Here is a 20,511-nt window from a genome sequence, read left to right as displayed (position 1 = left end):
AATTTAGTATTTTGGTAATACTATAAAATATAAACTCTAAATTTAAATAGTAAATATTGAAATCATTATTTGTAATGTTTTACTAAACTTGTATACATAACTATAGTGTAATTAGATTTACTCTGTTGACTTTTATAGCAAAACTAATATATAATTATTAAAAATAATATTTAAAATAAAAGCATTGAAAAAGAGGAGTAGGATTTGGAAGTATCAAAGAGAGGAAAACTCTAGGGTGAAAGGTTTTCTATATGGAATAATCTGAAGGTAGCTTTGGAGCTTCTTTATTGAACTTTAGTAGATAAAGACGGTTGTCAAATCGTTAATTTATATGAGCCTGTTTTTGCAGGGAAAAAAGGTGGTACCACGAGTTTTTTCGTCCTTTTGGATGAAAGAGCTCTTTTTTTGTTTTATAAATTATGAAATTTAAGTATATACATTGAAAATTTAGCTTTATAAAAACAGATTAAGAAGAGGAGGATTTATTATGGAAAATAATAAAGAATTAGCAAAAAATTATGATCCGAAAGAGTTTGAAGAAAGATTGTATAAATGGTGGGAAGAAAAGAAATTTTTCACACCTGAAGTTGATAAAAATAAAAAACCATATACAATAATAATGCCACCACCAAATATAACTGGACAATTACATTTAGGTCATGCTCTTGATAATACACTTCAAGACATATTAATAAGAACTAAGAGAATGCAAGGATATAGTACTTTATGGCTTCCAGGACAAGATCATGCAAGTATAGCAACAGAAGTTAAAGTAGAAAATGCTTTACTTGAAAAAGGTTTAAAGAAAAAAGAAATGGGTAGAGAAGCATTTTTGGAAAAAGTTTGGGAGTGGTCAGAAGAATATAGAGAGAGAATAAGAACACAACTTAAAAAAATGGGTTGTTCTGCAGACTTTACTCGTGAAACGTTCACAATGGATGAAGGGGTTAGTAAGGCAGTTAGAGAAGTTTTCGTAAAACTTTATAATGAAGGACTTATGTATCAAGGGAATAGAATAACAAATTGGTGTCCTAAATGTATGACAGCACTTTCAGATGCTGAAATAGAATATGAAGAGCAAGGTGGACATTTCTGGCATATCAATTACCCAGTAGTAGGTAGTGATGAAAAAATAGAAATAGCAACTACAAGACCAGAAACTTTACTTGGAGATACAGCAGTGGCAGTTAATCCAAAGGATGAAAGATATGCTCACTTAGTAGGAAAAATGCTTAAGTTACCACTAGTGGATAGAGAAATTCCAATAGTGGCAGATGATTATGTTGACGTTGAATTTGGTACAGGCGCAGTTAAAATAACTCCAGCACATGATCCTAATGATTATCAAGTTGGTAAAAGACATAAATTACCTGAGATAGTTGTTTTAGAGGAGAATGGTAAGATAAGTGAAGGTTATGGAAAATTTTCTGGCCTTGATAGATATGAAGCAAGAAAACTTATAGTAGAAGAATTAGAGAAAGAAGAATATCTTGTTAAGATTAAAGAGCATAGCCATAATGTAGGGATACATGATAGATGTAAAACAGTTGTAGAACCAATGTTATCAAAGCAATGGTACGTAAAAATGGATGTTTTAGCAGAGCCTGCAATAAAGGCTGTAAAAGAAAAAGAAACTAAGTTCATACCAGAAAGGTTTGATAAAATATACTTTAACTGGATGGAAAACATTCAAGATTGGTGTGTTTCAAGACAATTATGGTGGGGTCATAGAATTCCTGTTTGGTATTGTAAAGACTGTGGAGCGTTAACAGTATCTGTAGACGATGTTACAGCTTGTTCAAAATGTAACTCTTCAAATGTAGAACAAGATAAGGATGTACTTGATACTTGGTTCAGTTCTGCATTATGGCCGTTTTCAACATTAGGTTGGCCAGAAAAATCAGAGGATTTAAGTTATTTCTATCCAACAAACACATTAGTAACTGGATATGACATAATATTCTTCTGGGTAGCTAGAATGATATTCTCAGGACTTTATAATATGGATCAAGTACCATTTGAAAATGTTCTTATGCATGGAATTGTTAGGGATGATCAAGGAATAAAAATGTCTAAGTCTTTAGGAAATGGAGTAGATCCATTAGAAGTAATAGAAAATTATGGTGCTGATGCATTAAGATTCTCATTAGTAACAGGAAATGCTCCTGGAAGTGATATAAGATTCTATGAGTCAAGAGTTGAAGCTGCAAGAAATTTTGCAAATAAAATATGGAACGCTTCAAGATTTGTTATGATGAACTTTGATGAAGATTTAATGAAAAAATACAAAGATTGTACTAATTATTCAATAGCAGATAAATGGATATTATCAAGAATGAACTCTATTATCAAAGAAGTTACTGATAATATAGAGAAATTTGAACTTGGAGTTGCACTTCAAAAAGTATATGACTTTATGTGGACAGAATTCTGTGATTGGTATATTGAACTTGTAAAACCTGTATTATATAGTGATGATGATGAAGCTAAAGGTGTTACATTAAATGTATTAAATGATGTATTAGTAGCTGGATTAAAATTACTTCATCCAGTAATGCCATTTATAACAGAAGAAATATATACTCATTTAAAAGAGGATTCAGAATCAATAACAATTTCTAATTGGCCAGAATTTGAAGAAGAATTAAAAGATGAAAAAGCAGAAGAATATATGAATTATATTATAGATGCTATTAAAAATACAAGGAATGCTAGAAGTGAAATGAATGTTCCACCTTCAAGAAAAGCAAAAACTTATATTTATGCAACAGAAGTATCAGAGCCTTTTAAAGAGGGAGTTCCATACTTTGAAAAGTTGGCTTCAGCAAGTGAAGTTATATTAATAAACTCTAAGGATGATGCACCAGAAAATGTTGTAACAGTAGTATCTAAAGGTGCTGAAATATATATGCCGCTATTAGAACTTGTAGATTTAGAAAAAGAACTTGAAAGATTAAACAAAGAAAAAGTTAAGTTGAAATCAGAAATTGAAAGAGTAGAAAAAAAATTATCTAATGAGAGATTTGTATCAAAAGCACCAGTTGCTGTTGTAGAAGAAGAAAAGGCAAAAGGTGAAAAATATAAAGAAATGTATAATGCTGTACTTGAGAGTATAGAAAACTTAACTAAATAATATATAAAATAATTTAGAAATAGTCCTTATGATTAATTATAAGGGCTATTTCATTTTGTATAAAATAAAACTTACATTAAATTTTTGTTATCAGTTAAGAAAAATAATTACAATAACTGTTAACTATCCACTCTTAATTCTTAACTAAAAATATATAATATTTTTAAAATATACAGTCGTAACAATTATATAATTGACTCATAGGCCCCCGTGGAAAAGTAGACTCATAATTCGAATGGAACTATACTAGGATTAATGAATGGAGGGGTGCATTATGAGTGGAAATTTTATTAGAAAATATACTGAAGAAGAAAGAGTGAAAATTGTAGTAATAAAGGCACTTTATAATAGAGAAATTAAGGGTAAAACATCTGAATTAATAATTAGAACAGACAATGAATCACAATTTATAGCTAGTAAATTTGAAAAGTTGTGTATTAAAGAGAAGGTTACACATGAAAGGATACCTGTGCATAGCCCTAATTATAATGCACATATAGAGTCATATCATAGATACTTACAAGAAGAATGCCTTGACGGTAGGCTGTTTAAAGATTTAGAAGAAGCAACTAATACTATCGAAAAGTATGTAAGTAACTATAACTTTAAAAGAATACATTCTTCAATTGATTATAGGACTCCAAATGAGTTTTATAATTTAACAAATAGTAATTTTAAGAATAAGCTAGTAATTAGCATTTAGAGTCCACTTTGAGGGGGCCAATCCGACAATGTCAGATGAAACTGGATCACCAGTTTCTTTTGAATTGAATGGAGTAAAACTTGAGGTTGAAAGAAAAATTGAAGAAAGTTTAGCAGCTAAGTGTACCACCATAACAAGAAGGACAGGCGTACCAAAGTGAATTTTCCATAAGTTATTTTTACAGTAAAATCGAAAGATTATCAATAAAACCTAAAGCAATCAAAGCCGGTCCTAAAATAGCAGCTTTGCAGCGTAGTTGTTCGGGACCGACTTCGAGTACTATTGGAGAAAAACTAAAATCAACAAAAACATCTAGCCAAAGTATAGCAAAGTAGCCAATTACGCGTCTATCCCTCTTGTGAAGGCGTAAAAATTTTGGATAATTGCTTATTCAGGTGTTCGGGACTGGCTTCGATTTATTAGTAGAAAAATATAAAACTAGAAGAGCATCAAGTGTTAGCGGAGAAAATAGACCTTACCGTGCCTGTCCCATTTGTTATGGAGCCAATGTTTAGAGGTATTTCTTGTTTAAATTTTTAGATAAGACCAAATTAAAAATATACGTTGAGAATTACTTGGAACTAAGTGAGTAGTAATAACCATAACTGCTCACTATTTACTCTTAACTCTTAACTAAAATAATCTGTTAGTTATTGATAAAATATTAATTTGAGTTTTCTCATTTAATAAATAAATAAGTTTAAAATTTAACTTGGAATCTTATATAGGGTTCCAAGTTGATTTTAAAAATTATCCATTCCAAAACTTGGATACCCAAAATAGTGAGACATGCTCTGAATCGCTTAGAATTCAACACTACATTTTGTATGAAAATATTTTAAAGTTATTGAATAAATTTAATTCGAGCTTTTTTCTCTATATGAATACAGTTTTATAAATTAAGAAAATAAATTGGTGAAAAGTTCTTTTAAATAGGTTTTATATTGTTTCAGTTTAAGAATAAAAAGAGTTATACATACAAGGTTTTTTCTATATTAAATGGATTAAATATGATAAAATCATATATAGATAAATTAAGAATTTTACGTTACTTAAAGACGGGGGGCTTACAAATGAATTATGAAGAAGCTATTAGATATATAAAAGAAACAGCTAAATTTGGAAGTAAATATGGGCTTGAAAGAACAGAAAAATTATTAGAGTTTTTAGGGAATCCCCATAAAAAAATAAAAACAATTCATGTTGCAGGAACTAATGGTAAAGGATCTACAACAGCAATGCTAACTTCAATTCTTATGGATAGTGGTTATGCTGTGGGAACGTATATATCGCCTTATATAGAAGAATTCGAAGAAAGAATACAAATAAATAGAAAAAATATACCTAAAGATGACTTGTGTTATATAGTTTCTAAAGTTAAAGAAGCAGTAGAAAAAGTTTGTGAATGTGGATATGGAAATCCAACAGAGTTTGAAATAATAACCTGCTGTGGATTTTTATATTTCTATAATAAAAATGTTGATTTTGTAGTAGTGGAAGTAGGTCTGGGGGGAAGATTAGATTCTACAAATGTTATAAATCCAATTTTAAGTATAATAGGTTCTATAAGTTATGACCATACACAGATATTAGGTGATACAATTGAAAAAATAGCCTATGAAAAGGCAGGTATAATAAAAGAGAATACACCGATTGTATTATTTCCACAAAAAAAAGAAGTAGAACTAGTTGTTGAAAACGTTGCAAAAGATAAAAATGCTCCGCTTATAAAAGTACCAAAGGATATTGCAGAGTTTGACAAAGTAATTACTATAGATGAGGAAAAAAATTTAGTACAACATATATTAATTAAAGATGATATGTTGCAAGAGTATGATTTAGCATTATTAGGAACTCATCAGATATCTAATTCTACTGTAGCAATCTATGCAGCAAAAGAACTTATAAAATTAGGAGTTAATATATCTAAAAAAAATATAATAGAAGGATTAAAAGAAGTTAAATGGCCAGCAAGACTAGAAATTATGAATAGTAGTCCTATGGTAGTCATAGATGGTGCACATAACATAGATGGAATAAAAAAATTAGATGAAAGTATAAAAAAATATTTTCACTATAAAAAGATGGTATTAATATTAGGGATATTAGCAGATAAGCAAGTTAAGGATATGGTAGATGTTATAGCACCTAATGCATATAAAGTAATTTGTGTTACCCCTAATAGTGAAAGGGCAGAATTAGCAACAGAATTAAAAAAAGAGATAGATATGTTAGAAATTGATTGTGAAGCTATAAAAACTTATGAAGAGGCTTATAAAAAAGCTTTATCATACTGTGAAGATGAAGATTTATTATTAATAAGTGGATCTTTATATATGATTGGAGATATGAGAAAAATAATTAGAAATTTTAAGTAAGGCATAATCAAATAAATAATAGACCAATATGCTTTAAATCTTTGGTCTATTATTTATTTCCACATGCCTAATAAATCGAAAAATGACAAAAACTGTATCATAATAAATCACCTTAACATAAGATATATGTATAAAAGTAATAGACTTATATGTGTAAGTTTTAAAATATTTATGTCTTGTGAGGAGGTGATTTTTTGAGTTATCTTTATATTTGTAATTCTGCTAGTGATAGAATAGATAAAATAAATATTAATGATTTTACTTTAGAAGAACCTATAGAATTAAATTATCATGAAAAAATAAAACCATTTAATATATGTATTGATAACAAAGCATTTATAATATCTAGTTTTGAAAACAATAGAATATATTTGTTTAAAAATGATGGAGGTATAGAAGAATTTTATATAGGATCAGGATGTAGTCATATGGGATTAATAGGCGATAAGTTATATATAATTTGTGAAGAATCTAACACCATAGTATGTTTCGATATTTTATCTAAAGAACTAGTAGAAGTAATAAGCTGTGGTATATCACCTCATAGTTTAGACTTTTCACCAGAGAATAATAGCATTGTTGTAGCAAATACTTTAAGTAATGATATAAGTATAATAAATTTAAAAGAAAAAGAAAAATAAAAAATATGAAGGTAGGTAATTATCCTGTAAAAGCTTTATGGTATGAAAATGGTGAAAAAATATTAGTATGTGAAAGTAATATGGGCGAGGAAACAAAGGGTGAATTAAAAGTTATATCGCTAGAGGATAATAAAATAGCTAGTATAACTATAGGTAATATACCTATAGATATGTGTTGTTATAATAATTATTGTTATATATCAAATTTTGGCGATGGAACAATAACAATTGTTGATATTACAAAGTTAAAAAAAGTTGATGAAATAGAGATAGGAGGTATATTAAAAGATATTCTGGTGGATGAAAAAAATATATATGTTGAAGATATATATTATAATCAATTGGTAAAAATAGATAAAATAAGTAAAAGTAAAAAAATCATTCCTTTAAATTTTGAGCCCAAAGGAATGATTAAAATTTAAGCTTAATCTTCGTCAATTAATGCATTAATAATTTTTGTATATAAATCTGAAGAATTAGATTTCCATCTATAACAAAGTTCTCTAGCTTGCTTATTAGAAGCCACACTAACTTTTAAATCTATAAGTGTTGTATCATTTTCAGAAGCAATTAAATTAACTAAATAACTATTTTTATTTTCTATAGTATAATCAGCAGTTACAGTAAGCTCTTTTTTTATACTAGAGATTTTATGTTCCATATATTCTTCAAGCTGAGAAAGTTTTTCTTTAGAGATTCTGTTTTCAAATAATGAAAGAACTTCTTTTCCGTTATCAGCAATAACTAGCCTATCTTTCCCGTGGTCAGTAATATGTTTTAAAAGATTTGCAGAGGTCAATTCTACTATATATTGCTGTAGCGTGAAATAATTCATAAAGTTATTTTCTAAAATTATTTCTGTAATTTGCATATTGGAAATAGGAAGTTTGATTTTATTTAGAATATATAATAATAATAATTTATTCTCTGCTAAGTTCATAGAATCTTCAAACATTCAATTTCCTCCTTTGAATAAAAGTAAAGACTTATCAATAAAATATAAGTTTAATTATTTAATAGCTTATATTTATATTAATATTATAGTAAAATACTTACTCAATTAATTTATGAGTTATAAGAATATTTTAAACATTTTCTTATACTCAAGTTAATTAAAAGTAGTATTTACCTTATGGGTATCCAAAATTCATACTTTGCAATTTTGGAGCCCTATATATTTATATTATATAAAGTAACCTAGTTAATTATTTTTATTTAAATAAAATAATTAAATTCACATTAAATTAAAATTTTTTATGAACATTAAAGGTTGATTTTAAATGTTTTCTCTATTAATAAAGTAATTTTGAGCATGTATTCATTTTAAAAGTGTTCTTAAATATATTTTAAAATGTAATGTGAAAATTAAGTTCATATTACATTATATCAATGATTAAAAATTATTTCATTATATTTATATTAAAAATTAAAATAGTTTTAGTAATATAGTGAATCAGATTTGAATAATATTTAATTGAACTAGGTAGTTAATTTTATGGAGGGGATAGAGATATTTAAGGGGGAAAAAAGATTCATAATTACTTTATCAATACTTATGATTATTGGACTTACTATTATAGGAATAAGTAGTACAAGCACTCTTCAGGTGGTTTCGCAAAGCAATAAAAAGTTGCCTATTTATTCAGTTGAAACAAAAGAAAAAAAGATAGCTATAACATTTGATACTACCTGGGGAGAAAACAATATAGATGAAATTTTAGATGTTCTAGATAAGTACAATGCTAAAGCTACATTTTATGTGGTTGGTCTTTGGATAGATGATTTTCCAGAAGAAGTAAAAGAAATTGATAAAAGGGGGCATGAATTAGGAAATCATAGTAATAAACATCCAAATATGACTTCTATATCAAAAGAAAAAATAATAAAAGAACTGGATATAACTGACGCAAAATTATTAGATGTTACTAATAAAACCAGTAAAACTTTTAGATTTCCAGAAGGTGCGTTTAATGATATGGCATTAGACATTGTAGAGAAAACAGGTAGAAAGTGTATACAATGGAATGTAGATAGTATAGATTGGAAAGGTGAAGGTGCAGAAATTGAAACAGAAAGAGTTCTAAAAAAAGCTAAAGAAGGATCTATAATACTATTTCATAATGCAAGATATACACCACAATCCTTAGCAATGGTTTTAGAAAAATTATCAAAAGAAGGGTACGAATTTGTTACTATCACAGACTTAATCTATGATGATGGATACAAAATAGATGGTAATGGAAGGCAAATAAAAAACAAATAATACATTGCATAGAAATACTATTTGTATTATAATGGAAACAAATGATTAAAGGTATAAAATTAAGAATTATAAGAATTTTCATAAAATTGGTCATAGTTATCGAATAAGAAGAATATACTATGATATAAAACTAAACTGAACTAAGGGAAAGAGGGGTTACTATGGACAATACAATGTTGAATAACAAAATTTATTTAGAGGGTAAAATTATATCAGGATTAGAATTTAGTCATGAAATGTATGGAGAAGGGTTTTATAATTTTAGTTTAGAAGTTCCAAGATTAAGTGATACTACTGATATTTTAAATATAACAGTTTCAGAAAGACTTACAACTGGTATAGATATGAATTTAGGAACAGAATTAATAGTAGAAGGACAGTTAAGATCTTATAATAAATTTGTAGATGGATCTAATAGACTTATATTAACTGTTTTTGCTAGAGATATTAGAGAGTTAAAAGAAAAAAGTAAAAACCCAAATCAAATTTTCTTAGATGGATATATATGTAAAGAGCCTATATATAGGACAACTCCTTTTGGTAGAGAAATTGCAGATATGTTATTAGCAGTAAATAGATTATATAACAAGTCAGATTATATACCTACTATTGCATGGGGAAGAAATTCAAGGTTCTGTAAGAGTTTAGAAGTTGGCGATAACATAAGAATTTGGGGAAGAGTTCAAAGTAGAGAGTATCAAAAAAGAATATCTGATACTGAAGTAGTTAAAAAGATAGCATATGAAGTTTCTATATCAAAAATGGAAAGAGTTGAAGAAGACGAAAGTGATATAGCTATTTGTGATACAGAAAATAAGGAATTTGATATGGAAGATAATGAAAATAAAGATTGTAATGATAGTGAAAAAATTCAAGATGTAATATAGAAAATAAAAAAAGGTGCTGTGCACCTTTTTTATTTTCTAAGATCATCTAACAGTTCAGTTTTTCCTTTAGTTTTATTATCTACAGATTTAATAATTTTAGCAGGGCAACCTGCAACAACTACATTGTCAGGTACATCTTCAGTAACAACAGAACCTGCTGCTACAACAGAGTTTGCACCAATTTTTACACCTTCAAGTATAACGGCATTAGCACCAATTAGAGAATTATCTCCAATTTCACATGGAGATTTGCTAGGTGGTTCTAAAACCCCAGCAACTACAGCACCAGCTCCAAGATGAACTCTTTTACCTAGTTTTCCTCTAGCACCTATTACTGCATTCATATCAACCATGCTCTCTTCACCGATTTCAGCACCAATATTAATAACTGCACCCATCATTACAACCGCATTTTTACCAATACTAACTTTATCTCTAATTATAGCGCCTGGTTCTATTCTAGCATTTATATCTTTCATATCTAGCATAGGAATTGCAGAATTTCTTCTATCATTTTCTACTCTAAAATTATTAATTATACTATTATTTTTATCTAAGAAATCTTTAACCTCATCATAGTTTCCAAATAATATGTAAAAATTTCCATGGCCATAACATTCTATGTTATCAAATTTACAATTGCTTAAATCACCATTTACATATACTTTTACTGGAGTAGCTTTTTTTGATTCTTTTATAAATCTGGCTATCTCATATGGATCTGTTAAATTATAATTCATATATATAACTCCTTTCATTAGTTAATACTCACAACATAAATGATATAATAAAATAAAAATTATTTAAAGACATATATGTAATATTTATTTGTTTTTATAAAAAACTTTATACGTTAATATAAAACTATACAGTAACCATTATAAATTATCAACATAAATTCAATTTATATAAGATTTATAAATTTATGAAATAAAATTTTTAAAAACTATAAAATTAAAGGTTTTTATAAAAAATGAATAGTATTTTACAATTAGATTTAAAATACATATATAATGAAGTAGGAGGAAATAATTTTGGGAAATTTAAAAGAAGGATATATTCAAATATATACAGGAAATGGAAAAGGTAAAACTACTGCAGCTATGGGTTTAGCAACTAGAGCAGCAGGGAATAAATACACTGTATATGTTGTTCAGTTTTTGAAAACAGGAAATACAGGTGAGCTTGAAAGTGCTAAAAAAATGGCTCCATATTTTAATATATTTAGGTTTGAAAAGACTAAAGGATTTTTTTGGACTTTAAATGAAGAAGAAAAACAACAATTAAAACTAGAAATAAGAGAAGCATATAATTTTTGTTTAGATACTATAAAAAATAGAACATGTGATATTTTGATATTAGATGAAGTGATTGGTGCTGTAACCAATAAACTTTTAACAGAAGAACAGATAATATATATTATGGATAATAAGCCTAAAGATATGGAACTTATAATCACTGGAAGAAATCTTCCTGAAAAAATAGCAGAAAAGGCAAATCTTATAACAGAGATGAAAGAAGTTAAGCATTATTATAATGAAGGAGTTCCAGCTAGAAAAGGAATAGAATTTTAATATAGAATTGGGGTAATTGAAGATGGATAATATTTTTTGTAAAAATATAGAAAAAGTAGAGATATCAGGTATAAGAAAATTTTATAATAAGGTTTTAAAGGTTAATGATGCAATATCATTAACGCTAGGTCAACCAGATTTTCCAATGCCAGAATCAGTGAAAAATGGAGTTTTAAAAGCAGTTGAGGAAAATAAAACTACATATACACCAAATGCTGGGATATTAGAGCTTAGACAAGAAATAAGCACATACTTAAAAAATAATAGTATAGAGTATGAAGAAGATGAAATATGCATTACAGTAGGTGGTAGTGAAGGTCTTATGAGTACTTTTATGGCACTTATAAATAGTGGAGATAAAGTATTAATACCTAATATAGCATATCCTGCATATGAAAGTATAACTAAAATCGTAGGTGGTGAAATAGTAAATTACAATTTGAATGAAAATTTTACTATAAATATTAGTCATTTGAAGGAAATGATTAATACTCACAAACCTAAGATATTGGTATTATCATGTCCAAGTAATCCTTGTGGAAGTATACTTACATTAGAGGAAAGGGAAAGCTTACATAAGATAATAAAGGAAAATGATATTATAGTTATAAGTGATGAAATTTATGCATCTCTTTGTTATGGTGACTATTATTCTATAAGTCAGTGTTATGATATAAGAGAAAAGATAATAATGGTTAGTGGTTTTTCTAAGATGTTTTCTATGACTGGTTTAAGAATAGGATATATATGTACTACAAAAGATATTATGGAAAGTATACTAAAGGTACATCAATATAATGTATCTTGTGCTACATCTATAAGTCAGTATGGGGCTTTGGCAGGATTAAAATATGGTCTTAAAGATGTTGAAAGTATGAAATTAGAATTTAAAAAGAGAAGAGATTATGTATATACGCGATTGAAAGATATGGGATTTAAGGTATGCAGACCAGAAGGGGCTTTTTATATATTCCCATCAATAAGAAAATTTAATATGACTAGTGAAGAATTTTGTCATAGACTTTTAAATGAAGAAAAAGTAGCAATAGTTCCAGGAACTGCTTTTGGAGAAGGTGGCGAAGGATATATTAGAATATCTTATTGTTATAGTAATGAGGAATTAAAAACTGCTTTAAAAAAATTAGAAAATTTCATAAAAAAAATATAGCTCTAGATTTTCTAGAGCTATATTTTTTATAAATTAGTATTTACGATATTATCCATAGAGTATAAACCTTTGGATTTATTAAACATAAATTCACAGGCTCTTAATGCACCTATTGCAAAAACTTCTCTAGAGATAGCAGAATGTTTTATTGAAATAACTTCACCGGCACCAGCAAATATAACTTCATGTTCTCCAACTATATTTCCACCACGAACTGTGTGTATACCTATCTCTTTATCATCTCTTTTGGAGATTCCTTCTCTTCCATATATGAAATTAGTATCTGAATCTATAGAATCTTTAATAGTGTTAGCAAGAAGTAATGCGGTACCACTAGGTGCATCTACTTTTTGATTATGATGTTTTTCTATTATTTCTATATCAAAATCTTTAAAAAGCAAATTACTTATATTTTTTAACACAGCATTCACTATATTTATACCAATAGACATATTTGCAGAATAGAAAATAGGAATAGTATTAGATAACTCTAGTATTTGTGATTTTTCTTCTTTAGAATATCCTGTAGTACAAAATATCACAGGCTTATTATTTTTAAGTGCAAAAGTTGAAATATCTTTTAAAGAATCCGGTCTAGAAAAATCTAAAATTACATCTATATCTATATTACAATCAGATATAGTACTAAATATTGGATAACTTAAAGTGTTATCATTAAATTTATCAATACCAGCTACTATTTCTAAATTTTTAAAGTTTTTAGATGTGGCAGAAATCATTTTTCCCATTTTTCCACTACACCCAACTAAAAGTACTTTTATCATAGTATCCTCCTAAATGCTTTAAAGATTGTATTCTATATGGTTTAAAATTAGGGTCATATAGAATCTTTTAATTTTATAATAAGTTATGAGCAGATAAAGAAGATTTTAAAGTTTCCTTATTTTTATCTTCCATATCAACAAGTGGTAATCTTAAATCACCTACATTTTTGTTCATTAAATTAAGGGCTGTTTTAACAGGAATAGGATTAGTTTCTATAAATAAATTGTTAGATAAATCCAATGTATCTAATTGTAGCTGTAATGCGTCATTAACATTACCCTCTTCAAATAATTTGCATATATTATGAACTTTATTAGGAATTACATTAGCAAGAACAGATATAACACCTATACCGCCCATAGCTAATATTGGAACTATTTGATCATCATTTCCAGAATAAATATCTAGTTTATCTTTACATAGAGCTTTTATTTTTATAATTTGGCTCATATCTCCACTAGCCTCTTTAACTGCAACTATATTTTTAAATTCACATATTTCTTTTAATACTTCAGGCGGTATATTCATGCCAGTTCTACCAGGTACATTATAAACTATTATTGGTGTATTTACATTATCATTAACAGCTTTAAAATGTGCAACAAGACCTTTTTTGCTAGTTTTATTATAATATGGATTTATAACTAATAATCCATCTACTCCCACTGATTCAGCATATTTACTCATTTCTATAGCAGAAGCTGTATTGTTACTTCCGGTACCAGCAATTACGGGAATTCTTTTGTTTATAGTATCAACAGTAAATTTTATTGTATCTTTTTTTTCTTTTTCAGTCATTGTAGAGGCTTCACCAGTAGTTCCACAAATTATAATTGCATCTGTATCATTAGAGATATGCCATTCCAATAATTCTTTTAATTTATTAAAGTCAACTCCTGTTTTAGTAAAAGGGGTAACTATGGCTACTCCAGAACCTTTAAAAATACTCATATTAACAATCCTTTCTAAAATAAATTTATATTTCTAAAATATACAATTAAATAAGATTTTTTTCAATAAATACTTCAGCAATTTGAATTGCATTTAGTGCGGCACCTTTTCTTATATTGTCAGCAACAACCCAAAGATTAATTCCATTGTCTGTGCTAAAATCTCGTCTAATTCTACCAACATAAACTTCATCTTTTCCAGCAACATCTATAGGCATAGGATAAATACAATTTTCAATATCATCTTTTAAAACTATACCTTTAGAAGAGGCATAAAGTTTAAATATATCTTCTATATTAAAAGAAGATTTTAGTTCAACATTAATACTTTCACTATGACCATGATATACAGGAACTCTAACAGTAGTTGCTGTTATTTTTAAAGAATCATCATGAAAGATTTTTCTTGTTTCATTTATCATTTTCATTTCTTCTTTAGTGTATCCATTCTCTAAGAATACGTCTATTTGTGGTATTAAATTAAAAGCTATAGGAGATGTGAATTTTTTAGGACTTTCTCCTTTTGAACCATTTTCAAGATCTTTAAATCCACCTAGACCAGCTCCAGAAACAGCTTGGTAAGTCGAATATATGATTCTATCTATTCCATATACATCATATAGTGGTTTTAAAGCTACCATTGCTTGTATTGTAGAACAATTAGGATTGGCAATTATACCTTTGTGATTTTTTATATCTTCCCAATTAACTTCTGGAACAACTAATGGAACGTCAGGGTCCATTCTAAAAGCACTACTATTATCTATAACTATAGCTCCATATTTTACGAAAGTTTTAGCAAATTTTAAACTAGTATCACCACCAGCTGAAAATAATGCAAAGGTAATTTTTTTATTTTTAATATTAGCTTCTGTTAATTCTTCTACAATTACTTTTTTATTTTTAAAAACTAAAGTACTACCTGCAGAACGTTTGGAAGAAAAGAAATAAATATTATCTATAGGAAAGTTTCTTTCTTCCAATATACTTATAAATTGTCGTCCTACCATACCAGTAGCACCTACAACAGCTACATTATAATTCAAAATAATCACTCCTCAAATATATATTATAATCCGTATTACATGAGAAAATATAATTGATATATTAGCTCTAAAATTAAGTTGTTAATATTAGAATTAAAATTCATTTCTCTATAATAGTATTATATATTTTTACATAATAAAGTTATATACCTTTGTAAAAATATGCATATTAAAATATATGAAACAATATAAAAAATATTAGCTTCTATATAGTATATTAAAATAATTATATAAAAAAGATATATATATATGAATAAAAATAAAAAATAGGTATGAAAACAATTGCACTATGAAAAAATGCAATTAATATCAAATTCGATTGCAAAATAAAAAGAAAAATTAAAATAAAACAAAAAAATCATGTAATAAATTTACAAAATAATAAACAATGTATGAATTGTTAAAAGTTGCTTTAAAAAATTGCAATTTTTATGAAAAACAAATAAATTTAAAAATAAAACGGAAAAATTTAAAATAAAGATATAAAACTTAACATAATAAATAAAATATACTAAATGTAAGTGAGAAAAAATTATTTTAAAATAGTAAACGGTATACAAATAAAATACATTTTAAATTAGTCATTGTTAAAAAAAATTAAAAAATAGTTTTAAATTTAAGCATAATAAATATAACTACTTACATAAATATATATATAAATAAAATATGATAAGTTAAGAAATAGAAGAAATATTAAAAAAATCAGGAGGATATTTATTATGACTTAAATTTAAATAAGAAATAGTGAAAAATAAATAATTAGTAGTTAATTTTAATACAGCTTAAAAATAATAGTTTCAAAGATAAACTTTAAACTAATTATTTGTAAAACAATTAGAGTATATTAAAAAATAAATAATTAATATTAAATTGTAAAAAGTATATTCTATATTAAATATAATAGTAGAAAAAAGAACAATGTTTACAAATTAGAAATAAGTTTTTCCCAAATAAAGAAAATTAATGGTTTTTAGCATTAGAAAACTAAAAAAATTTGAAAAAATCATTAAAAGTAATAAAATTTCATAAACAAATGAAAACTAAATTGTTTGACAATTGAAAAGTGATGTGATAGTATTATAAAAAATAAAAATTTCCAAATAATTCTGTTTGGATTTTGGTAAAAAGTTAAGTATAAAAGTTAAGTGGCAATGTTAAAAAATATATACAAAATATGAATATATTTAAAAATAAAATATTAATAAATTGAAAATTTAGATAAAAATACAATTTTATGATTTAGGGCGTAAAATTAATTGGAATTATCTAAAAATTCAAAATATAATACGCAATTAAATTCATTGTCACAAAATAAGGGGGACTAATAATGAAAAGCAAAAGAATGTTAGCAACAATATTAGCAGTTTCTTTAACTGCATCTATAGCTCTTACTGGTTGTGGAAGTGGTGGAAGTGAAAGTGCTAATGGAGAAAATGTAGGAGAGGGAACAAAGGATGCAGAGCAATATTTAAATGTATTGACATTGGAACCAAAAACCTTAGATGTTTCTAAAAGTTCTGATACTTATTCTTCAGAGGTTTTAGTTCAATGTATGGATGCATTAACAAGAACAGAAACTAAAGATGGAAAGGAACAAGTTGCTGGAGGAGTAGCAGAAAGTTGGACAACTTCTGAGGATGGATTAAAGTGGACATTTAACTTAAGAGACTCTAATTGGAGTGATGGAAAACCTGTTACTGCTAAAGATTTTGAATACTCAATAAAAAGAACAATGAAACCGGAAACTGGTTCACCTTACGCATTCTTATTATATCCGATAAAAAATGCGGAACAAGTGAATTCAAGTAAATTACCAATTGAAGAATTAGGAGTTAAAGCAGTTGACGACAAAACATTAGAAATCACACTAGAAAGTCCATGTGCTTACTTCTTAGGAATAACATCTTTTAAAGTGATGCAGCCACAAAGACAAGATATTGTAGAGCAAAATGAAGAAAAATATGGCTCTGAAGCGAATACATTAATATTTAATGGACCATTTAAGATTACAGAGTGGACACATAATAACCAATTTGTATTAGAAAAAAATGATCAATATTGGGATAAAGATAAAGTAAGTTTAGACAAACTAACAATGAAGATAATTAAAGAAGTACCTTCAAGGATGAGTGAACTTTTAAATGGGTCACTAGATACTTGTGGTGTATCTAAGCCAGAATGGATTAAAAAGTTTGATGAAACTGGAAACTTCAATGTTATAAATAACTATGATGGAGCTACAACATATACATTCTTTAATACTAAGGATAAATATATGTCAAATGCTAAGATAAGAAAGGCATTTATGATAGCTGCGGATAGAGAAGGATCAGTTCAAACTTTATTTAAGGGTTTAGCAGAACCGGCATATGCTTGGTGCCCACCAGCAGTAAAAAGTGGTGATGAAACATTTAGAAGTAAATCAGAAGATTTTGTTCAAAAGGTGAAGGATGAAAATTCAGATCCAAAGGCATTGTTAGTAGAAGGATTAAAGGAATTGGGGTTAGATACGGACCCATCTAAACATACATTTAAGTACTTACAGTCTGGCACTAATGCAGAGGCAAAGGAGTTTTCTGATTTTGCACAACAAAATTATAGTCAAGTATTAGGTGTAAATGTTCAAGTGGAACAGGTTGATTTTCCAATCTTCCAAAAAAGAACAAAAGAATTTGATTATCAAATGGCTGCAGCAGCATGGCAAGGTGATTACAATGATCCAATGACATTCTTTGATATGTTTATATCAGGAGCAGGGGTTGTGCCAACTGACTGGAAAAGTGAAGAATACGATGAACTGATTAAGAAAGCTCAAAATTCTACAGACCAAAATGAAAGAGCGGCACTATTTAAACAAGCAGAAGAACTATTAATATATAAAGAAGCAGTTATTTCACCAATGGTTTATAGAAAGAGAAACACTTACGTAGCTAAATATGTTCATGATGTAATGTATCCATTATTCGGAGTAAATGATTATAAATACGCTTATACTTCTGGAAGAAAGTAAGGGTGTTTTACAATAAAAGTGCAACGAACTTATAAAATAGTTCGTTGCAAGCACTTTATTTTAATGGAGGGATGATGTGATGTTAAAATTTACGTTAAAAAGACTGGGGTACATGTTTGTAACGCTATTTATAGCTATAACAATAACATTTATGTTAATACATGCTATACCAGGTGACCCGCTGGCTTCTATGGCTAGAAATTTGCCACCGCAAATTAAGGCAAACTATTATCAAAAGTATGGTTTGAATGAGCCAGTAATAGTGCAATATCAAAAATTTATAACAAATGCACTACATGGAGATTTAGGAGAGTCTATAACTTATGCAGGAAGAAGTGTTACAGAATCTATTGCAAGTTATGCACCGATTTCAGCTAAAATAGGAATACAAGCTATAGCAATAGGATTTACTTTAGGAATTTTATTAGGTATTATAGCGGCGTTTAATAGGGGGAAATGGCCTGATTATGTAGTTATGTTTATAGCGATTTTAGGTATTTCTGTACCTAGTTTCGTAATAGGGTCATTATTACAATTCTTCTTCACAGTTAAATGGATGCTATTACCATCAACTGGTTGGGCTGGATTTGGAATAAGTGGACTTAAATACACAGTACTTCCAACTATAGCATTAAGTTTTGGATCTATAGCGACTTATGCAAGATATATGAGAGCAAATTGCCTTGATGTAATAGGACAAGATTATATATTAACTGCAAAATCTAAAGGTGTTTCAAAGGTAAGCTTAATATGGAAGCATGTTATAAGAAATGCGATACTTCCAGCTATAACATTATTAGGACCTCAAATTGCAAATATATTCACAGGATCATTTGTTATTGAAAGTATATTTGCTATACCTGGACTAGGACAATATTTCGTTTCATCAATAAACGATAGAGATTATCCAATGGTTATGGGACAAACAATATTCATTTCTTTTTTATTTATTTTCTCACTATTTGTAGTAGATATAGTATATGGATTAGTTGACCCAAGAATCAGAGTTTCAGGTGGAAAAAAATAGGGGGTGTGTATTATGGCAGGATTATCAAAAGAAAAATTTGAAATTATAGGTTGTAAAGAATTAGATTCAGATTTAATTTTAAGACCTAGTATGACTTATTGGCAAGATGCTTGGAGAAGATTAAAGCAAAACAAAGTTGCAATAGTATCGCTTTGTATATTAATAGCTTTAACTATAATGGTTATTATAGGTCCTATGATAGCAAGAGCTATATCTGGGGTAAGTTTTGAAGTTACAAACAATGATTTAGTAAATCAACCACCAAATTCACAGTATTGGTTTGGTACAGATCAATTAGGAAGAGATACTTTCGGAAGAGTGTGGCAAGGTGGTAGGGTATCTATATTTATAGGTATTGTTGGAGCTATTATAGATACAGTTCTTGGTGCTATATATGGTGGCGTTTCAGGATTCTTTGGCGGAATAGTTGATGATATAATGATGAGAATATTAGAAATATTAGTAAGTATACCTTATTTAATAATAGTAATATTATTTTCTTTGATATTTGGAAAGGGAATTGGAGCGTTGATTTTAGCCATGACCGTTACAGGATGGTGTTATATGGCTAGACTTGTCAGAGGACAATTATTACAAATAAAAGAGCAAGAATATGTTCTTGCAGCAAAGGCATTAGGTGCAAGTTCATCAAGAATAATAGCAAGACACTTAATACCAAACACACTAGGTGTTATGATTGTTGCCATAACATTTGATATACCTGGATTTATATTTGGTGAAGCATTTTTAAGTTATATTGGACTTGGCGTACAATCACCAGACACAAGCTGGGGTGCATTGGCATCAGCTGCTCAACAGAACTTAATATTCTATCCAGAGCAATTGTTCTTCCCAGCATTAGCGATTTCTTTAACGATGCTATCATTCCAATTACTTGGAGATGGTCTGAGAGACGCATTAGATCCAAAATTACGTCAGTAGTAG

18 protein-coding genes and 1 other annotated feature are annotated in these 20,511 nt (G+C 27.8%); of the genes, 13 read left to right on the top strand and 5 right to left on the bottom strand.

Translation table 11 applies throughout. The annotated features are described in order from the left end of the window. The first annotated feature begins 175 nt into the window (after nucleotides 1-175). Nucleotides 176-387 (top strand) — a binding site (T-box leader). Nucleotides 388-487: 100 nt separating this feature from the next. The 6 genes from CSGHG_RS04760 to CSGHG_RS21740 all read left to right on the top strand — a co-directional run bounded on the left by CSGHG_RS04760 (nucleotide 488) and on the right by CSGHG_RS21740 (nucleotide 7,277). Beyond that, on the top strand, nucleotides 488-3,133 hold the full coding sequence (locus CSGHG_RS04760; protein ID WP_010293127.1) for a valine--tRNA ligase: 2,646 nt from the start codon (nucleotides 488-490) through the stop codon (nucleotides 3,131-3,133). 274 nt (nucleotides 3,134-3,407) lie between these two features. Beyond that, entirely contained in the window at nucleotides 3,408-3,836 is a 429-nt protein-coding gene (locus tag CSGHG_RS19895) for an integrase core domain-containing protein (protein ID WP_010293124.1), read from the top strand. Between the two features lie 28 nt (nucleotides 3,837-3,864). After that, the gene (locus tag CSGHG_RS24565) at nucleotides 3,865-3,996 is read left to right on the top strand and encodes a hypothetical protein (protein ID WP_268869836.1); all 132 of its coding nucleotides are present in this window, start codon (nucleotides 3,865-3,867) and stop codon (nucleotides 3,994-3,996) included. Between the two features lie 913 nt (nucleotides 3,997-4,909). Beyond that, nucleotides 4,910-6,214 (top strand): bifunctional folylpolyglutamate synthase/dihydrofolate synthase, encoded by a 1,305-nt coding sequence (locus CSGHG_RS04745; RefSeq protein ID WP_010293122.1) that lies wholly within the window; start codon nucleotides 4,910-4,912, stop codon nucleotides 6,212-6,214. A 194-nt stretch (nucleotides 6,215-6,408) separates the two neighbouring features. Further along, the gene (locus CSGHG_RS21745; RefSeq protein WP_026022228.1) at nucleotides 6,409-6,855 is read left to right on the top strand and encodes a YncE family protein; all 447 of its coding nucleotides are present in this window, start codon (nucleotides 6,409-6,411) and stop codon (nucleotides 6,853-6,855) included. A gap of 5 nt (nucleotides 6,856-6,860) precedes the next feature. Continuing rightward, entirely contained in the window at nucleotides 6,861-7,277 is a 417-nt protein-coding gene (locus CSGHG_RS21740) for a YncE family protein (RefSeq protein ID WP_026022227.1), read from the top strand. Between the two features lie 2 nt (nucleotides 7,278-7,279). Here the strand turns inward: CSGHG_RS21740 and CSGHG_RS04730 are convergent, their stop codons facing one another. Next, a complete protein-coding gene (locus CSGHG_RS04730) occupies nucleotides 7,280-7,810 on the bottom strand; it encodes a DUF4364 family protein (protein ID WP_010293119.1) in 531 nt (176 codons plus the stop codon). A gap of 540 nt (nucleotides 7,811-8,350) precedes the next feature. On the opposite strand from CSGHG_RS04730, the gene CSGHG_RS04725 reads away from it, so the two are divergent. Together CSGHG_RS04725 and CSGHG_RS04720 are read left to right on the top strand one after the other, a co-directional pair. After that, nucleotides 8,351-9,118: a polysaccharide deacetylase family protein gene (locus tag CSGHG_RS04725; protein ID WP_010293116.1), complete on the top strand. Its 768-nt coding sequence runs from the start codon at nucleotides 8,351-8,353 to the stop codon at nucleotides 9,116-9,118. A 161-nt stretch (nucleotides 9,119-9,279) separates the two neighbouring features. After that, complete coding sequence (locus tag CSGHG_RS04720) at nucleotides 9,280-10,005, top strand: single-stranded DNA-binding protein (RefSeq protein ID WP_010293114.1); 726 nt, start codon at nucleotides 9,280-9,282, stop codon at nucleotides 10,003-10,005. A gap of 29 nt (nucleotides 10,006-10,034) precedes the next feature. On the opposite strand, the gene dapD is transcribed toward CSGHG_RS04720, so the two are convergent. Beyond that, entirely contained in the window at nucleotides 10,035-10,745 is a 711-nt protein-coding gene (dapD, locus tag CSGHG_RS04715; protein ID WP_010293113.1) for a 2,3,4,5-tetrahydropyridine-2,6-dicarboxylate N-acetyltransferase, read from the bottom strand. A gap of 294 nt (nucleotides 10,746-11,039) precedes the next feature. On the opposite strand from dapD, the gene CSGHG_RS04710 reads away from it, so the two are divergent. Next, entirely contained in the window at nucleotides 11,040-11,579 is a 540-nt protein-coding gene (locus tag CSGHG_RS04710; protein WP_010293111.1) for a cob(I)yrinic acid a,c-diamide adenosyltransferase, read from the top strand. A gap of 22 nt (nucleotides 11,580-11,601) precedes the next feature. After that, a complete protein-coding gene (locus CSGHG_RS04705; RefSeq protein WP_010293110.1) occupies nucleotides 11,602-12,747 on the top strand; it encodes a pyridoxal phosphate-dependent aminotransferase in 1,146 nt (381 codons plus the stop codon). Nucleotides 12,748-12,773: 26 nt separating this feature from the next. On the opposite strand, the gene dapB is transcribed toward CSGHG_RS04705, so the two are convergent. The 3 genes from dapB to CSGHG_RS04690 all read right to left on the bottom strand — a co-directional run bounded on the left by dapB (nucleotide 12,774) and on the right by CSGHG_RS04690 (nucleotide 15,529). After that, complete coding sequence (gene dapB, locus CSGHG_RS04700) at nucleotides 12,774-13,532, bottom strand: 4-hydroxy-tetrahydrodipicolinate reductase (protein ID WP_010293109.1); 759 nt, start codon at nucleotides 13,530-13,532, stop codon at nucleotides 12,774-12,776. Nucleotides 13,533-13,605: 73 nt separating this feature from the next. Continuing rightward, nucleotides 13,606-14,484, bottom strand: coding sequence for a 4-hydroxy-tetrahydrodipicolinate synthase (gene dapA, locus CSGHG_RS04695; RefSeq protein ID WP_010293108.1), 879 nt, complete (start codon nucleotides 14,482-14,484; stop codon nucleotides 13,606-13,608). A gap of 46 nt (nucleotides 14,485-14,530) precedes the next feature. Next, the gene (locus CSGHG_RS04690) at nucleotides 14,531-15,529 is read right to left on the bottom strand and encodes an aspartate-semialdehyde dehydrogenase (protein WP_010293107.1); all 999 of its coding nucleotides are present in this window, start codon (nucleotides 15,527-15,529) and stop codon (nucleotides 14,531-14,533) included. A gap of 1,327 nt (nucleotides 15,530-16,856) precedes the next feature. Here CSGHG_RS04690 and CSGHG_RS04685 point away from each other — a divergent pair. From CSGHG_RS04685 to CSGHG_RS04675, 3 genes are all read left to right on the top strand, one after another. Then, on the top strand, nucleotides 16,857-18,539 hold the full coding sequence (locus CSGHG_RS04685) for a peptide ABC transporter substrate-binding protein (protein WP_010293104.1): 1,683 nt from the start codon (nucleotides 16,857-16,859) through the stop codon (nucleotides 18,537-18,539). 79 nt (nucleotides 18,540-18,618) lie between these two features. Beyond that, complete coding sequence (locus CSGHG_RS04680) at nucleotides 18,619-19,566, top strand: ABC transporter permease (RefSeq protein WP_010293103.1); 948 nt, start codon at nucleotides 18,619-18,621, stop codon at nucleotides 19,564-19,566. 12 nt (nucleotides 19,567-19,578) lie between these two features. Then, the gene (locus CSGHG_RS04675) at nucleotides 19,579-20,508 is read left to right on the top strand and encodes an ABC transporter permease (protein ID WP_010293102.1); all 930 of its coding nucleotides are present in this window, start codon (nucleotides 19,579-19,581) and stop codon (nucleotides 20,506-20,508) included. Nucleotides 20,509-20,511 lie beyond the last annotated feature (3 nt).

Source organism: Clostridium senegalense JC122 (assembly GCF_000285575.1).
GTDB lineage: Bacteria > Bacillota > Clostridia > Clostridiales > Clostridiaceae > Clostridium_J > Clostridium_J senegalense.
The sequence above is the reverse complement of the archived record's forward strand: the minus strand, read 5'-3'. Positions and strand labels throughout refer to the sequence as shown.